The following is a 19946-nucleotide window of genomic DNA, read 5'->3' as shown; positions in this document are numbered from 1 at the left end:
CTCCTGGCTCGTCGCCGACGCCCACACCGGCGAAGTCCTCGCCGCACACGACGCCCACCGCAAACTCCCACCCGCCAGCACCCTGAAGACCCTCTTCGCCCTGACCGTCCTCCCCGCGCTCCCCGGAGGGATCCGGCACCGGGTCAGCGAACAGGACCTGGCCGGCATCGGCGAGGGCAGCAGCCTGGTCGGCGTCGAGGAGGGGCACACGTACCGCGTAGCCGATCTGTGGCGCGGGGTCTTCCTCAACTCCGGGAACGACGCCGTGCACGTCCTCGCCTCCCTCAACGGCGGCTGGGAAACCACGGCCACCCGGATGCAGGCCAAGGCACGGACCCTCGGCGCCCTCGACACCCATGTCATCTCGCCGGACGGGTACGACACCGACGGCCAGGTCTCCTCCGCCTTCGACCTCGCGGTGTTCGGCCGCGCCGGACTGCGCAACGCGGACTTCGCACGCTACTGCTCCACCGCCGAGGCCGAGTTCCCGGGCGAGGGATCGTCGTACGGCATCCAGAACACCAACCGGCTGCTGACCGGCAACGACGGTGTGGAGCGGTATCCGGGGATCATCGGTGTGAAGAACGGCTACACCACGCACGCCGGCAACACCCTTGTCGCGGCGGCGCGTCGGGGCGGGCGGGCGCTCGTCGTGACGGTGATGAATCCTCAGGCGGGCGGCGGTTTCACCGTGTACGAGGAGGCGCGCGAGCTGCTCGACTGGGGTTTCGCGGCGGCCGGGCGGGTCGATCCGGTGGGATCGCTGGACGCCTTGCGGGCCAGGCCGCGACCTGGTCCCTCGGCGGTGCCGGTGGCCGCCGCGGTCGTACCGGACGAAGGACCCGGCTGGGCCGAGACCGCGGCGATCGTGGCCGCGGCCGTGCTGGGCGCGGGCGCGGTGGTGGCCGCGATCCGGCTCAGGACCAGGCGGCTGCCGCGGGTCTGACCCGTCGGTAGCCACAGCAGCAGGCCGAGCGTGATCCAGGTGTACGTGTTGCTGCCGAGGAAACCGTCGATGCCCGAGGAGTCGTCGAACCACAGCCACACGACGCTCGTGCACATCACCGCGTAGAGGGCGCCCGCGATCCGCGGGTGCCCGGCACGGACCAGGACGGCGAAGGCCGGCAGCAGCCACACGAGGTGGTGCACCCAGGTGATCGGGCTGATCAGACACGCGGTCAGTCCGGTCAGCGCGAACGCGGCCGTCCAGTCCCCCAGGACGACCGCGCGACGCGCCCGTACCGCCCACACGGCCAGCACGAGGACGACGACCGTCGCCCACATCGGGCGGCCCGTTTCGCCGAGCCGGGCCAGGACGCCCTGCAGGGACTGGTTGGAGACGTAGTCGAGGCGGCCCACCCGGGAGGTGTCCCACATGGCCTGGGTCCAGTAGAACCGTGAGGCGCCCGGGACCACGAGGAACGCGAGCCCGGTCGCCGCGAGCGCCACAGCCGTCGCCACCGCGGCGGCTTTCCAGCGTCTGGCCAGCAGCAACAGGGCGATGAACAGGGCCGGCGTGAGCTTGATCGCCGCCGCGAGGCCGATGCCGACGCCCGCCCAGCGGCCCCGGCCGGTGGACAGGAGCCGGCCGTCGCCGAGGACGAGGGCCAGCAGTATGAGGTTCACCTGCCCGAAGCTGAAGGTGTCGCGCAAGGGCTCGAACAGCGCCAGCCCGCAGGCCGCCAGCGCCCACCCGAACCAGCCGTAGCGCCGCCATCCGGGTCCGGCCAGGATGCGCAGCACGACGCCGAGCGCCGTGAGGTTGAGGACGAGTGCGGCGATGATCGCGGTGCCGAGGCCGAGGTAGCCCATCGGGGCCATGCTGACGGCGGCGAACGGCGGGTAGGTGAAGCCGTAGGCCGTCCCGGGCACGTGGTAGTCGTAGATCCGGCCGCCGTGGTGGAGCCAGGTGTGGACGGTGCCGTAGTAGACGCGCAGGTCGAACCAGTCGCGCAGCAGCGGGACGGTCGCGGTGAAGACGGTGACGACGGCGGCGAGGGCCAGCACCAGGAGGACGCGGCCGCGGTCGGTGGCGGGCGTTCTCATGCCGTACGTCCCAGGGCCGGGGCCTCCGCCGCCTGGCGGGCCTGCCAGAGGACGACGATCGCGAGGACGCCGCCGGAGACGGCCAGCACGAGTTGGCCGATGTCGGCGGGGCCGCCGCTGGGCAGGACGGCGAGGGCGAGGACGCCGGTGACGGCGGCCACCCGGTGCCGTACGGACGTGCTGGGCGCGGCGGCGGCGATGAGGAAGAGGCCCCACAGGGCGTACCAGGGGCGGATCGCCGGGCCGAACGCGGCGACGACCGCCAGGCTCAGGCCGAGCGCGTAGACCGGGCTGGGGCGCAGGCGGAACCATATGGCGAGGACGGCCGCGCCGGTGACCGCGAGTCCGAGGGCGTGCCAGGCCGGGACGGCGAAGGGCGCGAGATCGCTGCCGAGGTGTTCCAGCAGGGCGCCGGTGGCGCGGCCGAGGAGGCTGGTGAGGGCCCAGTTGTGCGCCGAGACGGGCGTGTCGAGGGCCCCTATCCAGCCGTAGCCCGTGCCCGCGAGGGCCGTGGCGGCGACCGTGGTGGCCGCGGACGCGACGACGGTCGTCGTGACGGCCTTGGCCGGGCGGTGGCCCGCGCGGATCTGGAGGAGCACGACCGCGGCGAGACCGAGCGCGGCCGGCGCCTTGACGAGGGCGGCGAGCGTGACGAGTACGGCGCCGACGACCGGCCAGCGGCCGAGGGCGGCGACCAGGCCTACGCCGAGGAGTCCGAGCATGATCGCGTCGTTGTGGGCGCCCGCGACGAGGTGGAGCAGGACGAGCGGGTTGAGGGCGCCCAGCCAGAGCGCGGCGGCGGGGTCTGCGCCGCTGTGCCGGGCGAGCCGGGGCAGCGCGGCGGCCATCAGACCGACCCCGAGGAGGGCGACGAGCCGCATCCCGAAGAGCCCGGCGGGGAGTTCGCCGCGGGTCAGCCCGGACAGCCACGACGCCACCGCGAGGAACACCGGGCCGTACGGCGCGCCCGTGTGCTGCCACAGCGGGGCGACCTCGTCGGCGAGGGGGCCGCCGAGCGTGGCGGGACCGTGGGCGTAGACGTCCATGTGGGCGTCGACCATGGCGCCCTGCGCGAGATAGCTGTACACGTCCCGGCTGAACAGCGGCGGCGCGAGCAGCAGCGGGGACGCCCACACGGCGAGGACCAGGAACAGGGAGCGCGGGGTGGGCGGTTCGGCGCTGCGGATCAGCTTGCCCAGCAGCAGCCAGGCCGCTATCAGCAGGACGACACCGAAGTAGACCCCGACCAGCCCGAGCGCCGCCTGCGCCGAGGCCGGGGAGAAGAGGTCCGCGGCCGGCAGCGCCCCGGCCGTCTCACCGCCCAACGCGAGGACGGCGGTACCGGCCAGCCCGAGTACCTGGCAGCGGCGGAGATCGACGGGAAAAGCCATGGCCACCACTCGCCAAGCGTGTCAACGCCGGATGGCGGGAAAACGACCTGCCGCTCTCCGTGCGGCGGACTGCGCGTGACCTCCGTGTGATCGGCCCTCGGTACCGGTGAGTTCTCTGTCCGCGGCGGGTCTCCCTGATGACCGACTTTCGCAGAACGGACGTGATGACCGTGCCGACCAGCTCCGCCCACGCCAAGGTGAACGGCCTGGAGATGTACTACGAGATCCATGGCACCGAGCACGAGGACCGGCGCCCGCTGGTGCTGCTGCACGGCGGTGTCCAGACCGTCGGTCTGACCTTCGGGACGATGCTGCCCACGCTGTCGGCCGAGCGGTACGTGATCGCCCCCGAACTCCAGGGCCACGGCCACACCGCCGACACCGACCGGCCGCTGACGATCCCGGACCTGGCCTCCGACGTGATGGCGCTGCTCGACGAACTCGGCGTCCGGCAGGCCGACTTCATCGGTTTCAGCCTCGGCGGGCTGGTCGCGCTGGAGATCGCGGTCCGGCGCCCGGAGCGGGTCGGACGGCTCGTGCCGACCGGCACCGCGTACTCCCTGGACGGCTACCACGACGAGGTCCGCACCCCCGATTTCAGCTCGCCCCGGCTGCCCAGTCAGGCCGACTTCCAGGAGATGGCCGACGCCTACGCGGCCGTCGCACCGCACCCCGAGCACTTCCAGGACTTCTTCGCCAAGTCCTCGGCGGCGGCGAACGCCCCGCTGCCCTGGACGGCCGACGACCTGCGCACGGTGACCGCGCCCACGCTCCTCGTGATCGGCGACACGGACTTCTTCCCCGTCGAGCACCTCGCCGAGATGCAGCGGCTGATCCCCGACGCACAACTCGCCGTGCTGCCCGGCACGACGCACATGGAGCTCATGCGACGGAAGGTGCTGCTGCCGATGATCACCGAGTTCCTGGGCTGACGGCGCTCAGAACACCGACACTCCGGTCAGCGTCGTGAAGCGGTCGAGCGCGGCGACCCCGGCCACCGAGTTCCCCCGCTCGTCAAGTCCCGGGCTCCACACGGCGAGCGTGCACCGGCCCGGGACGATCGCGATGATGCCGCCGCCCACCCCGCTCTTGCCGGGCAGCCCCACCCGGTAGGCGAACTCACCCGCCGCGTCGTACGTCCCGCACGTCAGCATCACCGCGTTGACCTGCTTGGCCTGGGTGAGGGTGAGCAGCCGGGAGCCGTCGGCGCGGCTGCCGTGCCGGGCCAGGAAACCGGCGGCGAGGGCGAGATCGGCACAGGACGCCTCGATCGAGCACTGCCGGAAGTACTGGTCCAGGAGGACGGGCACCTCGTTGTCGATGTTCCCGTAGGACTTCATGAAGTGGGCGAGGGCCGCGTTGCGGTCGCCGTTCGCGGACTCGGAGGCGGCGACCTCCTTGTCGAAGTCGAGAGACGGGTTCCCGCTCTCCGCACGCAGGAAGGCCAACAGCTCTCCGGCCGCGTCTCCGGTACGGGTCTGGAGCCGGTCGGTGACGACGAGCGCGCCCGCGTTGATGAACGGGTTGCGCGGGATGCCGCTCTCGTACTCCAGCTGGACAAGGGAGTTGAAGGGGTTGCCGGAGGGCTCGCGGCCCACGTGCTCCCACAGCTCGTCGCCCTCGCGGGCCAGGTCGAGCGCGAGGGTGAAGACTTTGGTGAGGGACTGCGTGGAGAACGGCTGCCGCCAGTCCCCCACGCCGTACACCGTGCCGTCCAGCTCCGCGACGGCCATGCCGAAGCGGCGCGGGTCGCAGGCCGCGAGCGCCGGGATGTAGTCGGCGGGCCGGCCGCGGCCGGGCATCTGCTCGATCTCACCGGCGATGCGCTCCAGGACCGGCTGGAAGGCCATCGATGGGGACATGATCACCATTGTGCCTCCGGGCGGGTCCTGGTGCGCGTGGGCGGATCAGACGGCTACGGGTCCACTGCCGGCCAGGACCTCGGGCCGCAGCAGGGCGGCAAGGGTCTCGGCGGGCAACAGGCCCTTCTCCAGGACGAGTTCGGCCACGCCCCGGCCGGTGGCGAGGGCCTCCTTGGCGATGCCGGTGGCGGCCGTGTACCCGATGTGCGGGTTCAGTGCGGTGACCAGGCCGATGGAGTTCTCCACGCTCGCGCGCAGCGCCTCGGTGTTGGCGGTGATGCCGTCCACGCAGCGCTCGGCGAGCGTGACGCAGGCGGCACTCAGATGTGTGATGGACTCCGACAGCGAGTGCAGGATGATCGGCTCGAACGCGTTGAGCTGGAGCTGCCCCGCCTCGGCGGCCATCGTGATCGTGACGTCGTTGCCGATCACCTCGAAGGCGACCTGGTTGACGACCTCGGGGATCACCGGGTTCACCTTCCCGGGCATGATGCTCGAACCGGCCTGCACCGGCGGCAGGTTGATCTCCCCGAGTCCCGCACGCGGCCCCGAGGACAGCAGCCGCAGATCGTTGCAGCTCTTGGAGAGCTTGACCGCCACCCGCTTCAGCACACCCGACATCTGCACGAACGCCCCGCAGTCCTGCGTGGCTTCAACGAGATTCGCCGCCGTCACCAACGGCAGCCCGGTGATCTCCGACAGATGCCGCCGAGCCGACTCGGCATACCCGGCAGGAGCATTGAGCCCGGTCCCGATGGCCGTGGCACCCAGGTTGATCTCATGGATCAACTGGACAGCCTCGTCAAGACGTTGACGATCCTCGTCAATCATGACCGCATACGCCGAGAACTCTTGACCGAGCGTCATCGGCACCGCGTCCTGCAACTGTGTACGGCCCATCTTGAGCACGTCACGGAACTCAACAGCCTTACGGGCAAAGGCGTCCTGCAGTACAGACATGGACGCGGTCAATCCATGCACCGCAAAGACAGTCGCTATCTTGACGGCGGTCGGATACACGTCATTGGTCGACTGCCCCAGGTTCACGTCCTCGTTCGGGTGCAGGTACTGATACTCGCCCTTGCCATGCCCCAGCAACTCCAACGCCCGGTTCGCCACAACCTCGTTGGCGTTCATGTTGGTCGAGGTACCGGCCCCGCCCTGCACCACGTCCACCACGAACTGGTCATGCAGCTTCCCGTCCCGGATCTCCCGGCACGCGGCGACAATGGCGCCCGCCTTCTCCGTCGAGAGCAGCCCCAACTCCTCATTGGCGAGAGCAGCGGCCTCCTTGACGGCGGCGAGAGCATTGATCAAGTGCGGATAGACGGAGATCGGCGTCCCGGTGATGGGGAAGTTCTCGGTGGCCCGCAGGGTGTGAACACCCCAGTAGGCGGAGGCGGGTACATCCCGGTCCCCGAGGAGGTCGTGTTCGCGACGGCTGACGGCAGACATGGGGTCCTCTTTCCAACACGGTTCAGGTGATTCAGGGGCGCGGGGAACTGCGCGACCAGCCACAACGGACCCGCAGCGCCCCAACAACCGATCTAGGCACACGCGGACAACGGCGACACCGGGTCCAATCCACGCACGGGCCGCACACAACCCACCGGCTCCCCGCCACCAAGCAACGGCTCCCCCGCAAACTCGGCAAGCAGCGACTCCGAAACCCCAGCCCGAGCAAGCCCAGCGGCAGCGACAGGCACGCGCGCCCGATTCGCCCCGTCCGCGATCTTCACCGCAACAGCCCGCCCATCGGGCAACGCGGCAACCTCAACACCCTCGAACCCGTCCTTGGCCAACAACCCGGGAACGGCCCGCATCAACGCGGCCACATCCCGCCCGGCACCGGAAGCCATCTCCGGATACTCCCGCATCGCATCCGCGACCCGAGCCTCGGGCGTACCGGGCGCCGCAGTAGTAATCCGCGAAACAGCCCGGGCAAGCCCATGCAGAGAGATGGAGAACAGAGGAGCCCCGCACCCGTCCACACTCACCCGAGCGATCCGCTGCCCGGTGAGATCCTCCACGATCTCCGCGATCGCCTGCTGAAGCGGGTGGGCGGGATCGAGATAGTCGTCGAGCGACCAGCCGTTCAGCTTCGACACGTACAGCATGGCCGCGTGCTTGCCGGAGCAGTTCTGGGCGAGCCGGGACGGCAGCCGACCCTCGCGCACCCAGGCATCGCGCACGACCGGGTCGTAGGGCAGATCCGGGACGTTGCGCAGATCGGACTCGGTCAGCCCGGCGAGTTCGAGGATCCGCCGGGCCCCGGCGAGGTGACGTTCCTCGCCGGAGTGACTGGCGGCGGCGAGCGAGAGCAGCTCACCGTCGAGCGGCAACCCGGCGCGCACCATCGCGACGGCCTGGACGGGCTTGATCGCCGAGCGCGGGTAGAACGCCGCCTCGATGTCGCCGATCTGGAGCTGGACCTGGCCGTCGGCATCGAGGACGACGACGGAGCCGTAGTGGATGCCCTCGATCATTCCGCCGCGTATGAGGTGGGCGACGGGTGCGTGGAGGGGTTCACGGATGAGGGGTGGGTCCGCGAGGGAACTGCTGTACATCACTGCCTGTCGGGGTCAGGACGACGTGGGTCTCACGCGTCGGGTGCGGTGGAGGACGTGCTGGCCACGCGGCGGCGGACGGCGAACCATCCGGCGACGAGCGCGGCGGCGATCAGCGGGAGACAGAGCACGGTGGTGCGTCCGGCGCCGCCGTCGGCGTACATCAGGACCAGGACGGAGGCGAGGAAGGCCAGCGTCACGAGTTCGGTCCAGGGGGAACCGGGCAACCGGTAGCCGGGCCGGGTCAGTTCGCCCTTCTCGGTCTTCCTCCAGAAGAGGAAGTGACAGAGCATGATCATGCCCCAGGTGGAGAGGATGCCGATCGCCGCGAAGTTGAGGACGATCTCGAACGCGTCCGCCGGCACTACGAAGTTGAGGCCGACGCCGAGGACGCAGATGCCGCTGGTGAGCAGGATGCCGCCGTAGGGGACCTGGCTGCGGCTCATCACCGAGGTGAACTTGGGGGCGGAGCCGGACATCGCCATGGAGCGCAGGATGCGGCCGGTGGAGTACAGGCCGGAGTTGAGCGAGGACATGGCCGCGGTGAGGACGACGAGGTTCATGACGCCGCCGGCGGCCGGGATGCCGATGTTCGACAGCACGGTCACGAAGGGGCTCTGGCCCGCGCTGTACTTGTTCCACGGCAGCAGCATCGACAGCAGGACGACCGAGCCGACGTAGAAGATGCCGACGCGCCACATGATCGAGTTGATCGCCTTCGGCATGATCTTCTCGGGGTTCTCGGTCTCTCCGGCGGCGACGCCGACCAGTTCGACGGAGGCGTAGGCGAAGACGACGCCCTGGATGATCAGGAGCATGGGCAGCAGGCCGTTGGGGAAGATGCCGCCGTTGTCGGTGATCAGGGACGGGCCGGGGGTCGTACCGTCGACCTGGTGCTGGGTGACCAGCAGGAAGATGCCGATCAGCATGAAGACGACGAGTGCGCTGACCTTGATGATCGCGAACCAGAACTCCAGCTCGCCGAACATCCTCACCGAGATCAGGTTGACGGTGAGGACCACGGCGAGGGCGATCAGGGCGATCACCCACTGGGGGATGTCGGAGAACATGCTCCAGTAGTGGGTGTAGACGGCAACGGCGGTGATGTCGGCGATGCCGGTGGTGGCCCAGTTCAGGAAGTACATCCAGCCCGCTACGTACGCGCCCTTCTCGCCGAGGAACTCGCGGGCGTACGAGACGAAGGCACCGGACGAGGGCCGGTACAGGACGAGTTCGCCCAGGGCGCGGACCACGAGGAAGGCGAAGAGGCCGCAGACCGCGTACGCGATGAACAGCGAGGGGCCGGCGTCGGCGAGGCGGCCGCCCGCGCCGAGGAAGAGGCCGGTGCCGATCGCGCCGCCGATGGCGATCATGTTGACGTGCCGGGACTTCAGGGACTTGCTGTAGCCGGCGTCTCCGGCGTCGACATGGCCGGATCGTTTCCGCACGCCGTCGTGCAGGGACTGCTCGCTGCCGTGCAGGGACTGCTCGCTCACGCCTCGGGTCCGCCTTCCGTGGGGGTGTTCGTGCGCGCGGGGCGCACGATGTCGGTGAGGGTCGTCTCGACCCGGTCGAGGTGGTGGGACATGGCCTCGACGGCGTCCGGCCCGCTGCCGTCGATCAGCGCCTCGACGATCGCCCGGTGCTCGCGGTTGGACTGCTCGCGCCGGCCGCCGAGTTCGTTGAGGAACGCGGACTGGCGGGCCAGCGCGTCGCGGATCTCCTCGATGACCCGGCGGAACACCGGGTTCTGGGCGGACTCCGCCACGGCGAGGTGGAAGAGCGTGTCCATCGCGACCCACGCGGTGGTGTCGGTCTCCTGTTCCATGCGGTCCAGGAGGTGGGCCAGATGGTCCAGGTTCTCCGGGGTGCGGCGCAGGGCCGCGTACCCGGCGACCGGGATCTCGACGTGACGGCGCACTTCCAGCAGGTCGCTGGCCGCGTAGTCGCCGAAGGTGGGGTCCTCCACGGCGTTGGCCACCACGAAGGTGCCCTTGCCGGTCTTGGAGACGGTCAGGCCCATGGTCTGCAGGGCACGAAGGGCCTCCCGCAGCACCGGGCGGCTGATCTCCAGGGTGCGGCACAGCTCCGCCTCGGAGGGGAGCTTGTCGCCGATGGCGTAGTCGCCGCGCTCGATGGCGCCGCGGAGGTGGACAAGCACCGCTTCCATGGCGCTGACGCGCCGCGGCCCGACTCCACCTGTCTGGCTGTCTGACAGGTTCACGGACGTGATCCTGCGGGTGACGGGACAGTGCTGTCAAGCGATCGGAAAAGAAAAATTCAGCGGGCGTGAAGCCTGAAAATCCGGCTTCACGCCCGCTGCGATGATCGTCCGCCCGCTGTCGGCCGCCGTCAGCTGTTGAGCACACCCGTGCCGAGCAGCCCGAACAGCAGCAGACCGATGATGATCCGGTAAATCACGAACGCGTTGAAGGAGTGCTTGGCGACGAACTTCAGCAGCCAGGCGATGGAGGCGTAGGCCACCACGAACGACACGATGGTGCCGACGGCGAGCGGGGCGGCGCCCACGCCCGCCCCCAGGGCGTCCTTCAGCTCGTAGATGCCGGCGCCGGTCAGGGCCGGAATGCCGAGGAAGAACGAGAGCCGGGTGGCGGCGACGCGGTCCAGGTCGAGGATGAGACCGGTGGACATGGTGGCGCCGGAGCGCGAGAAGCCGGGGAAGAGCAACGCGAGGATCTGTGAGCTGCCCACCAGCATCGCGTCCTTGAACGTGGTGTCGTCCTCACCGCGCTTGTGCCGGCCCATCTGGTCGGCCGCCCACATGACACCACTGCCGACGATCAGCGAGGCCGCGACCACCCACAGCGAGCCGAGCGGCCCGTCGATGAGCGGCTTGGCGGCGAGACCCACCAGCACGATCGGGATCGTCGCGTAGATCACCCACCAGGCGAACTTGTAGTCGTGGTGGTAGCGCTCCTCGCGGTTGCGCAGGCCACGGCCCCACGCGGTCACGATCCGCACGATGTCCTTGAAGAAGTACACGAGCACGGCCGCGATGGCGCCGACCTGGATGACGGCCGAGAACCCGACGACGGAATCGTCGTCGACGGGGATCTTCATCAGCCCCTCGACGATCTTCAGATGGCCGGTCGAGGAGACCGGCAGGAACTCGGTCACCCCCTCGACGACTCCGAGGACGGCGGCCTGACCGACGCTGATGACGCTCATGAGATCCAGTTCTTGGGAGTTGGTCGACAGTGCTGTAGACAATAGCGCCGGGAACGGTCCTGCTCGGGCACGGGAGACGCCCGAGCCCTTACATCCACAGGGCCTCCGCGATCGACACCCCGACAAATGCCGCACCGAGGCCCGCCGTCACGCTGCCGACGACGTTGGCGGCAGCGTAGAGCCCCGCCCCTGTCTCGGTCAGCCGCAGTGTCTCGTACGAGAAGGTCGAGTACGTCGTCAGGGCCCCGCACAGGCCTGTCCCGACGAGGAGTTGGAGATGTGGACCCGCGGCCCCGGCGGACACCGCACCGGTCAGCACGCCGAGAATCAGACAGCCGGTGACGTTCACCGCGAAGGTGCCCCAGGGGAAGACGGAGTCGTGCCTGGTCTGCACCGCGCGGTCGGTGAGATACCGGAGCGGGGCGCCGACCATGGCTCCCGCGACGACCAACACCCAGTTCACAACGACCTCTTACCCTTCCGGTCCGATGGGCCGGAGTCGTCAGCGCGGCCCACGTACCGGATGACCTCGCAGTCGTCGAGGATCACGAGCCCCTCGCCGACGAGTTCGTCGAGCTGGGGCAGGAAGGCCCGTACGCGCTCCTCGGTGTCCACGATCACGATCGCCACCGGCAGGTCCTCGCTCAGCGACAGCAGCCGTGAGGTGTGGATCAGGGAGGACGCGCCGAAGCCCTCGATGCCCCGGAAGACGCTGGCACCGGCAAGACCGGCCGCGTGCGCGCGGTGCACGATCTCCGTGTAGAGGGGCTTGTGGTGCCAGGCGTCGTTCTCGCCGATGAAGATCGTCACGCGCAGCGCGCTGCCGGTCAGCCTGGTCATCGCTGCCTCCACTTCAGGACCCGCCGGGCCGCCGTCACTCCGAGCCACACCGCCGCGAGCGCCGCGAGCAGGGTCGCGGCGAGATAGGCGAGCGCGGTGCGGGGATGGCCCGCGTCCACCAGCTTCTGGATGTCGACGGCGTATGTCGAGAAGGTCGTGAAGCCGCCGAGCACACCGGTGCCGAAGAACGGCCGCACCAGCCGGTGCGCGGCCCACACATCGGTGATGACCACCATGAACACGCCTATCACGGCGCACCCGACGACATTGATCCCGAAGGTCGTCCAGGGAAACCCGCCGCTCTGCGCGGGCCACCACAGCGAGGCCGCGTACCGGGCCACGGCCCCGGTCGCGCCGCCGAGCGCGACCACCGCGACGACGGGTCCCTGACCGCGCCAGACGGACGGGCGCGGGGCCTCGGTCCGGGCACGCAGGCTCTCGGCTTCGGGAGCTGTCATGGCCGTACGTCTCCTACTCGTCGGGGGCCCTGAGGGCACACGCCTCTACAAGTAGGGACCGTTGGCGGCACCTCTGCCGCGGTTCGGGTACGGCGGGCCCCACCGCCGCGCCGCGCGAGCTGATCGCGGCCGGGCATCAGGGTAACGCCGGGGGCGTGCCGGGGTCACTTCGGGGCGGGCGGCTCGCACAGCGCGACACCGCGTTCGCGCAGGCTGCCCAGCACGAGGTGACCGGCCGCCTCGCAGACGCCGGTGACCATGCGGAACGGCGAGCCGCGCCCGATGAGGTGGTGGACGACATGCCCGTCGTCGTCGACCGCGAGGGCCCCGATCGTACCCGTGGGGCGGTAGGGCGCGCGTACGGCGATCCGGGCGGCGGTGTGCCGTACGGCGTCCGGGGCGCGGTGGAGGAGGTCGAGCGGGGGCACGCGGGGTGCGGCGAGGGCCACCCAGAGCGGTCCGTCGGGGCCGGCGCGCCCGATGTTGTCGGGCATGCCGGGGAGATCCTCGACGAAGGGTTCGCCACGGCCCGCCCGCCGGCCGGTGAGCCGGTAGCGGGTGAGGCGGTAGGCACCGGTCTCGGCGATCACCAGGAAGGATTCATCGGCGCTCGCGGCAAGGCCGTTGGCGAACTGGAGCCCCTCCAGGAGGACTTCGGGAGTGTCACTGCCGGGCGCGAGGCGCAACAGCCGTCCTGTGCCGGTGTGTTCGACGATGTCGCCGATCCACTGGTGGAGCGGATAGCGGCGGCTGGAGACGGTGAAGTACACGCTGCCGTCGGACAGGGCGACCACGTTGCTGCAGAACCGCAAGGGCTCCCCCGCCACCGAATCGGCGAGGACCCGCACAGAGCCGTCCCCGAGGTCGATCTGCAGCAGTCCGCGTTCCGCGTCGCACACCAACAGGCCGTCGTCCGGGAGGAGTTCGAGGCCGAGCGGCCTGCCGCCGGTGTCGGCGAGGGTCTCCACCCGGACCGTCTCGGGGTCGGTCAGTCCGTCGAGGCGGAGGATGCGACCGTCCTCGACGCCGGTCAGCACCCGGCCGCGGGCGTCGGCGACCACGTCCTCGGGGCCGCGGCCGCCGATCGCGACGTAGCGGCGGGCGAACAGGTCGTCCGGGCGGTCATCTTGTCGGTCCATGAAGCCTCCACGGTTCGGGCAGGCGCGCGTACGCTTGCTGTTCTTCCCGGTCGTCACGTCGCCCGGCCACGTTTGCCGAGCGTATTGCTGGTGACCCGGATCCCGCGGCCGGTCGGCTGGAAGGGGGCCCTCATGTCACGGTCGGCCACCCAGCGTCCGGGGCGTCGGCGGTGAGACGGGTGCGCGCGGTGTGGCAGCGACTCGGACTCGCCGAACTCAACCGGCGCGGCCGGGAGTTGGAGCTGCTGCACCGGGCGATGGGGTTCGCGACGCTCGCCCTGGTCACCCTGGCACCCCTGCTGATCGTGGTGGCCGCGGCCGATCCGCTCGGGCACGGCGGGTTCGCGCTGTGGCTGGTCGACGGCATGGACCTGTCCGGCCGGTCCGCCCGCGCGCTCACGGATGTCTTCACCCCGCCGCGCAAGGTCATCGGCACCACGAGTGCGTGGAGCGTGGCGCTGCTCGCGCTGTTCGGGCTGTCCTTCGCGTCGAGTGTGCAGAGCGGCTACGAACACGTGTGGCTCCCGGCCAAGGCGCCCTGGCACCGCATCTGGCGCCAACTGATCTGGCTGGTCATGCTGATGGGCTACCTGTACGCGCAGGTGCAGACCCGCAACGTCCTGGAGGGCACGCCCCGCATCCTGCTCAGCATGGCGGCCGGCCTGCTGTTCTTCTGGTGGGGCCCGCACTTCCTGCTCAACCGCAGGATTCCCTGGCGCTATCTGCTCCCGGGCGCCCTCGCCACGATGGCGGGCCTGGTCGGCCTGCGCTGGTTCTCGTACCTGGTGTTCACCCCGCTCCTGGTCACCAACGCGGTCAGCTACGGCCCGGTCGGCACGGTCCTGGTCGTGGAGTCCTGGCTGGTCGGCGTGGGTTTCGTGCTCTACGGCGGTGCGCTGGTGGGCAGGTTGCTGTGCGAGCGGTTCGGAGATCCCGACGCCTCGTTCCGCACGGAACCGGAAGCACCGGACGACCCGGTGTCCGCCGAACCGGAGGAACCGCCGACGCGCTCCGAGCAGGACAAGGTCTGAGGCCCCGCTCGCCGGAGACCACCGGAAAGGCGGGGCTACCAGCCCTTCTCGAACATCCGGGCAACCTCGGCGATACGGACCTCGTCGCGCCGGTAGTAGGTGCGCAGCCGGATCCGCCGCGCACGCAACAGGCCCATACCGGCGAGGAGTTCGAGGTGCGTGTCGGCGACCTGGCGGGACACGCCCAGCTTGGCCGCCACGGCCTCCGAGGTGACACCGGCTTCGGGGACATACCGATGGTCCGGGAAGTGGGTGGCGGGATCTCTCAGCCACTCCAGGATGTCCAACCGTCGCTGGCCTCTCGGAGTTCTCAGCATGTCGTGACCCTCCGTTCTGCGCGCCGCTTGCCGCGTCGTCCCACTCTCCCGCAGTACGGTCCGCCACGTCCCGGACTCGGTGACCCTTGTCCGGGACCGAACGGTCCTGTGAGTGAGGGCCGATCGGCCGTGGGCCGTGGTGCGACGGGCGGGGCGCGGCCGTACCGATGGGACGGGACCTCACCTCCCGGGGCCGGTGATGGCCGAACCACACCGCCGTAGCCGAACAGAACCGCACGTCCGACAGAGGGGAGGTCCCCCTCCACCCGCGGCTCACGGCTCGCGCGGGCGGAGGGGAGTCGGGTCAGCCGTCGAGCCGTACGACCCGGACGGCTCCGGCGGGGACCGCGAGGCCGCCCGTGGCTGGTTCGCCGGTCAGCAGTTCGCTGCCGTCGGTGCCCAGCGGCACCTTGACGTCCGAGGCGCTGTGGTTGATCGCGAAGAGGTAACTGCCGAACTCCCCTTCCCTGCACACGACTTCGACGTCGTACGGGAGGTCGGCGCGCGGCGGAATGCGGGCGTCCTCGGTCGCCCAGCCGAGCAGGGCGTCCAGCCCGTGGGCGTCGAGCCGGGTCGACACGTACCAGGCGGTGCCCTCGCCGAGGCGGTGGCGGGTGACGGCGGGGTGGTCGGCGGTGAGGCCCTCGGCGTACGTCCACACGGTCTCGGCGCCGTTCGGGACGACGAACTCGGTCCAGACGTCGCCGGTGAGTTCGGAGCCGTCGGGTCCGGTGATCCGCACCCGCTCGCCGGCCAGAAGGGGCGAGAACTCCTCGACGGTCAGGCCGAGTACGTCCCGCAGCGCCCCGGGGTAGGCGCCCTCGTGGACGGCGTCGTGCTCGTCGACGATGCCGGAGAAGTAGGAGACGACGAGGGTGCCGCCGTTCTCGACGTACCGCTGGAGGTTGCGGCCGGCCGCCTCCGTCATCAGGTACAGCGCCGGTACGACGACAAGGGGATAGGCCGACAAGTCGGCTTCCGGGTGAGCGAAGTCGACCGTGAGGTGGCGGTCGTAGAGGGCCTCGTAGAAGGCGTCGGCGCGCTCGCGGGCGTCGTGGTCCTCGCTGGGGCGCCATGCCAGTTTCTGCGCCCACCACGAGTGCCAGTCCCATACGACGGCCACGTCGGCCTGCGTGCGCGTGCCGCGTATCTGGGCCAACTCCTCGACGGACGCGCCGAGTTCGACGACCTCGCGCCAGACACGGGTCCCGGTACCGCCGTGCGGGACCATCGCGGAGTGGAACTTCTCGGCGCCGCGCCGGGATTGACGCCACTGGAAGAACATCGCGCCCTCCGAGCCGCGCGCCACGTGAGAGAGGGCGTTGCGGGCCATCTGGCCGGGGGCCTTGGCGGGGTTGCGGGGCTGCCAGTTGACGCCCGAGGTGGAGTGTTCGAGGAGCAGCCAGGGGGCGCCGCCCGCGACGGAGCGGGTGAGGTCGGCGGCCATCGCGAGGTTGACGTGGGTGCGGCGGCCGTCGGTGATCAGGTAGTGGTCGTTGGTGACGAGGTCGACCTCGCGGCCCCAGGCCCAGTAGTCGACGGACTCGCACTGGCTGAGGGCGGCCATGAAGTTGGTGGTGACCGGGATGCCGGGCGCGAGGCGGTGCAGGATGTCCCGCTCCGCGACGAAGTTCTCGCGCATCGTGGCGTCGGCGAACCGCGTGTAGTCCAGTGCCTGGGCCGGGTTGACGGCGGTCGGGGTCAGGCGCGGCGGGTTGATCTGCCCGAGGTCTCCGTAGCGCTGCCCCCAAAAGGCCGTGCCCCAGGCCTCGTTGACCCCGTCGACGCTCCCGTATGTCGTGGTCAGCCAGCGGCGGAAGTGGGCCGCGCAGGAGTCGCAGTAGCAGGCGGAGACCGGGACGCCGTACTCGTTGAAGACGTGCCACAGCGCGAGGGCGGGGTGCGTGCCGTAGCGCTCGGCGAGCTGGGTGGTGATGTTCGCGGCGGCGGCACGGTAGTCGGCGTTGCTGTGACAGATGGCACCGCGTGAGCCGAACTCGTAGCGGGTGCCGTCGGCGGTGACGGGCAGGGCCTCGGGGTGGGCGCGGTAGAACCAGGCGGGCGGCGAGACCGTGGGCGTCCCGAGGTCGACGCGGATGCCGTTCTCGTGCAGCAGGCCGATGATCCGGTCCAGCCAGCCGAAGTCGTACACACCCTGCTCGGGTTCCAGCAGCGCCCAGGAGAAGATCCCCACGCTCACCATGGTGACGCCGGCCTCGCGCATCAGCCGGACGTCCTCCTGCCAGACGCTCTCCGGCCACTGCTCGGGGTTGTAGTCCCCACCGAAGGCGAGCCTGGTGAGGCCCTTGGGGGTGGTCTCCGGCATGGATCTCTCCCGTGGTCGAAATTTGGGAACGTGCACACAGCACGCCCTAGGGCGCCGCCCCAACATAACCGCACGCCTGCGACCGCTGACAAGTGTCCTTGATGTTTCTCTGCTGTGAACGCTCCCAGCGTGGCGCTTCTGGCTCCGGGTCCGGGAGCCGTAGAGTCTGGACCATGACCAATACGGGGGGTCGGCGCAGACCACCGACGATCCATGACGTGGCGCGCGAGGCCGGTGTCTCGCGGGGCACGGTGTCGCGTGTCCTCAACGGCGGGCACTATGTGAGCCCGGCCGCGCAGGAGGCCGTCAACGCGGCCATCCGCAGGACGGGTTACGTAGTGAACCGGCACGCCCGTTCACTGATCACGGGGCGCTCGGACTCGGTCGGTTTCCTGCTGACGGAACCGCAGGAGAAGTTCTTCGAGGACCCCAACTTCAACATCCTGCTGCGGGGCTGCACGCAGGCGCTGGCCGCGCACGACATCCCGCTGCTGCTGATGCTGGCCGGTACCGAGGACGAGCGGCGACGGATCACGCGGTACATCACCTCCGGGCACGTCGACGGGGTGCTGCTGGTCTCCAGCCACTCCGGGAACCCGGTGGCGGAGGAGCTGAGCGAGGCGGGCGTACCGCTGGTCGCGTGCGGCAAGCCGATCGGGCTCGGCTCCAAGATCAGCTACGTCGCCGCCGACGACCGGGACGGCGCCCGTGACATGACCCGGCACCTGCTCTCCCTCGGCCGCCGCCGCATCGGCACGGTCACCGGTCCGCTGGACACGCCGGGCGGTGTCGAGCGCCTCGCCGGGTACAAGGAGGTGCTCGCGGAGTCGGGCATCGAGGTGGACGACGACCTCATCGTCTCCGGCGACTACAGCCGGCTCAGCGGCGAGCGGGGCGCCGAGCGACTGCTCGCCCAAGTCCCGGACCTGGACGCCGTGTTCGTCGCCTCCGACCTGATGGCACGGGGCGTGCTGACCACGCTGGAGCGGGCCGGGCGACGAGTGCCGGAGGACGTGGCGGTCGGCGGTTTCGACGACTCCCCCGCCGCGCTGGCGTCCAGCCCCGAACTCACCACGATGCGCCAGCCCTTCGACCGGATCAGCGCGGAGATGGTGCGGGTGCTGCTGGCGCAGATCGGGGGCGAGGACACGGCGGCGGTGATACTGCCGACGGAGTTGGTGAAGCGGGAGTCGACGTGAACGGGCGTGTTCTCGCGGGGAGTTGAGCAACAGCTCGGTGGGCGCCGGACGTTGAGGGGCGAGCCGCGGGGTCGCCCCTCAACGTCACCGTCAGGCAGACGGGTTGACGATCACCTCGGCCGTGTTGTTCTCGGTGTTCGAGTCGAAGGCGAGAGGCGTTCCGTTGTAGGACAGGGTCGTGACGTGGCCCGTCGCGTCGGGGACGACCCGGTCGATGCGCAGCTGGAACGGGAAGCTGACGTCCAGGTCGGGCTTGGCCCAGGTCGGCAGGGTGCACGCGTAGTGGGCGATGGTCGGGTCGTCGCCGGGCGTATGGGCCCCATGGCAGGTCTTGGGCATGGATGTGGCGACGGTGCCCTCCGGTGCGTAGAAGTCGAGCGTGGTGATCGGGTCGCCGGCGCTGACGTCGCCGGCCCAGGCGGGACCGTGGTTGACGAAGCGGAAGCCGGAGGTGACGGTGTCACCGGCCGCGCCGCTCGCCGAGGTGCCGTAGACGGCGAAGTCGGCGGTGTTGTCCGCGTTGATGTGCCAGGAGCGGCTGTTGTCGGAGCTGTCGAGGTCGGTGACGTCGGCGGCCGGCTCGACGTCGTAGTCGAACCGGTCGTACAACGCGCATTCGGTGACGGCGAGTTGCAGCGGCTCCGGCAGCTCGACGGTGGCGCCGGGCGCGACATCGGTGTCGAAGGAGCAGGTCACGGCCGTATCGCCACTGCCGTCGACGTCCGGCCCCGTGTAGGTGCACTGCGGGTAGCGGGTGGTGACGTCGAGGCCGTACGTGGCCCACATGTTCAGGGTGAAGCCGTGGGCGGTCTCGTTGCCGGTGTTGGTGATCGCGTACGGCACGGTGAGGCTGGTGCCGGGCGCGATGCCGTTGGCGTCCTGCGGGGTGCTGATACCGAGGTCAACGCCGGAGCCGACGGTGACGGTGGTGTCGTTGCCGCTCTGGGCGACGAGCGTGCCGTCGGGGCCGCCGGTGGCCTCGGCGGAGTACGTGACCGTGCCCTGCGCTCCGATGGCGGCGTCGGCGACGGCCCGCACCTTCAACCGCACCTGCGCGCTGTAGCGGATCGGCACGTCCCCGGTGTCGCACACGGCGACGGTGCCGGCGTCGTCCGGCGTGCAGTTGTCGGGCCAGGCCACCTCGGCGACCCCGGCGAGTCCGGAGGCATCGACGGTCAGCCGTCCGTCGGCCGGGGTGAAGGCGGCATTGCTGTGCGTCAGACCCAGTGCCAGCGGTCGGTACCGCGCGACCCCACCGTCAGGAGCGACGGTCGCCGTCACGTCGTACGGCGACTGGATCGCCAGCGCATCCGTCTGCGGTACGTCGTCGGCCACCGCCGCCCCGCTCCCGAGACCGGCGACGGCCAACGCCCCCACGGCTCCGGCACACGCCCCGCGACGCAGCACACGTCCGACGGAGACAGAACTCATGACATCCCCCAGCTGGGCAGAAGAAAGCCCGGCAAGTTACCTGAACCGGGCGGGAGTTGGACGGGATGCCGGGGCCGAAGGTTGTAGGTGGAGGCGTGGGGCGGGAGGTTCTTACCGTTTTCTTGATCAGTGACCGCAGCCACCCCACCC

At 70.3% G+C, this 19946-nt stretch carries 18 protein-coding genes and 1 pseudogene; 4 read left to right on the top strand and 15 right to left on the bottom strand.

Features of this window, described 5'->3' with window-relative positions:
- Positions 1-610: pseudogene (locus AC31A1_RS24440) on the top strand (D-alanyl-D-alanine carboxypeptidase family protein); the annotation flags it as partial.
- Between the two features lie 59 nt (positions 611-669).
- On the opposite strand, the gene AC31A1_RS24435 reads toward AC31A1_RS24440, so the two are convergent.
- Positions 670-2046, bottom strand: a complete 1377-nt coding sequence (locus tag AC31A1_RS24435) for a glycosyltransferase 87 family protein (RefSeq protein ID WP_489655373.1) — start codon at positions 2044-2046, stop codon at positions 670-672.
- The gene (gene mptB / locus AC31A1_RS24430; RefSeq protein WP_489655372.1) at positions 2043-3437 is read right to left on the bottom strand and encodes a polyprenol phosphomannose-dependent alpha 1,6 mannosyltransferase MptB; all 1395 of its coding nucleotides are present in this window, start codon (positions 3435-3437) and stop codon (positions 2043-2045) included. The genes AC31A1_RS24435 and mptB overlap by 4 nt, the downstream gene beginning before the upstream one ends.
- Positions 3438-3601: 164 nt before the next feature.
- Here mptB and AC31A1_RS24425 point away from each other — a divergent pair, with 164 nt between their 5' ends.
- Positions 3602-4369, top strand: coding sequence for an alpha/beta fold hydrolase (locus AC31A1_RS24425; RefSeq protein ID WP_489655371.1), 768 nt, complete (start codon positions 3602-3604; stop codon positions 4367-4369).
- A gap of 6 nt (positions 4370-4375) precedes the next feature.
- Here AC31A1_RS24425 and AC31A1_RS24420 read toward each other — a convergent pair whose 3' ends face one another.
- The 10 genes from AC31A1_RS24420 to AC31A1_RS24375 form a co-directional block, all read right to left on the bottom strand.
- The gene (locus tag AC31A1_RS24420) at positions 4376-5308 is read right to left on the bottom strand and encodes a glutaminase (RefSeq protein ID WP_489655370.1); all 933 of its coding nucleotides are present in this window, start codon (positions 5306-5308) and stop codon (positions 4376-4378) included.
- Positions 5309-5344: 36 nt separating this feature from the next.
- Entirely contained in the window at positions 5345-6754 is a 1410-nt protein-coding gene (gene aspA, locus AC31A1_RS24415; protein WP_489655369.1) for an aspartate ammonia-lyase, read from the bottom strand.
- 92 nt (positions 6755-6846) lie between these two features.
- Positions 6847-7866 carry an asparaginase gene (locus tag AC31A1_RS24410; RefSeq protein ID WP_489655368.1) on the bottom strand — a complete coding sequence of 340 codons (1020 nt, stop codon included), beginning with the start codon at positions 7864-7866 and terminating at the stop codon, positions 6847-6849.
- 32 nt (positions 7867-7898) lie between these two features.
- Entirely contained in the window at positions 7899-9362 is a 1464-nt protein-coding gene (locus AC31A1_RS24405; RefSeq protein WP_489655367.1) for an amino acid permease, read from the bottom strand.
- A complete protein-coding gene (locus tag AC31A1_RS24400; protein ID WP_489655366.1) occupies positions 9359-10036 on the bottom strand; it encodes a FadR/GntR family transcriptional regulator in 678 nt (225 codons plus the stop codon). The genes AC31A1_RS24405 and AC31A1_RS24400 overlap by 4 nt, the downstream gene beginning before the upstream one ends.
- Positions 10037-10218: 182 nt before the next feature.
- Positions 10219-11055 (bottom strand): undecaprenyl-diphosphate phosphatase, encoded by an 837-nt coding sequence (locus AC31A1_RS24395; RefSeq protein WP_262060689.1) that lies wholly within the window; start codon positions 11053-11055, stop codon positions 10219-10221.
- An 88-nt stretch (positions 11056-11143) separates the two neighbouring features.
- On the bottom strand, positions 11144-11518 hold the full coding sequence (gene crcB / locus AC31A1_RS24390; protein WP_489655365.1) for a fluoride efflux transporter CrcB: 375 nt from the start codon (positions 11516-11518) through the stop codon (positions 11144-11146).
- The gene (locus AC31A1_RS24385; RefSeq protein ID WP_489655364.1) at positions 11515-11895 is read right to left on the bottom strand and encodes a DUF190 domain-containing protein; all 381 of its coding nucleotides are present in this window, start codon (positions 11893-11895) and stop codon (positions 11515-11517) included. Before AC31A1_RS24385 ends, crcB (AC31A1_RS24390) begins: the two co-directional genes overlap by 4 nt.
- Positions 11892-12353 carry a fluoride efflux transporter CrcB gene (crcB, locus tag AC31A1_RS24380; protein ID WP_489655363.1) on the bottom strand — a complete coding sequence of 154 codons (462 nt, stop codon included), beginning with the start codon at positions 12351-12353 and terminating at the stop codon, positions 11892-11894. Before crcB (AC31A1_RS24380) ends, AC31A1_RS24385 begins: the two co-directional genes overlap by 4 nt.
- A 164-nt stretch (positions 12354-12517) precedes the next feature.
- Entirely contained in the window at positions 12518-13492 is a 975-nt protein-coding gene (locus AC31A1_RS24375; RefSeq protein ID WP_489655362.1) for an SMP-30/gluconolactonase/LRE family protein, read from the bottom strand.
- Between the two features lie 170 nt (positions 13493-13662).
- On the opposite strand from AC31A1_RS24375, the gene AC31A1_RS24370 reads away from it, so the two are divergent.
- Positions 13663-14523, top strand: coding sequence for a ribonuclease BN (locus AC31A1_RS24370; RefSeq protein WP_489655361.1), 861 nt, complete (start codon positions 13663-13665; stop codon positions 14521-14523).
- Positions 14524-14558: 35 nt separating this feature from the next.
- Here AC31A1_RS24370 and AC31A1_RS24365 read toward each other — a convergent pair whose 3' ends face one another.
- The gene (locus AC31A1_RS24365; protein ID WP_489655360.1) at positions 14559-14840 is read right to left on the bottom strand and encodes an ArsR family transcriptional regulator; all 282 of its coding nucleotides are present in this window, start codon (positions 14838-14840) and stop codon (positions 14559-14561) included.
- A 304-nt stretch (positions 14841-15144) separates the two neighbouring features.
- Positions 15145-17166 carry a beta-galactosidase gene (locus AC31A1_RS24360; protein WP_489655359.1) on the bottom strand — a complete coding sequence of 674 codons (2022 nt, stop codon included), beginning with the start codon at positions 17164-17166 and terminating at the stop codon, positions 15145-15147.
- Positions 17167-17339: 173 nt separating this feature from the next.
- Here AC31A1_RS24360 and AC31A1_RS24355 point away from each other — a divergent pair, with 173 nt between their 5' ends.
- Positions 17340-18365, top strand: a complete 1026-nt coding sequence (locus AC31A1_RS24355; protein WP_489655358.1) for a LacI family DNA-binding transcriptional regulator — start codon at positions 17340-17342, stop codon at positions 18363-18365.
- Positions 18366-18455: 90 nt separating this feature from the next.
- Here AC31A1_RS24355 and AC31A1_RS24350 read toward each other — a convergent pair whose 3' ends face one another.
- A complete protein-coding gene (locus AC31A1_RS24350; protein WP_489655357.1) occupies positions 18456-19796 on the bottom strand; it encodes a COG1361 family protein in 1341 nt (446 codons plus the stop codon).
- Positions 19797-19946 lie beyond the last annotated feature (150 nt).

This window comes from Streptomyces sp. P5F9 (genome assembly GCF_057961495.1).
This window is presented reverse-complemented; position numbering and strand designations above follow the sequence as displayed.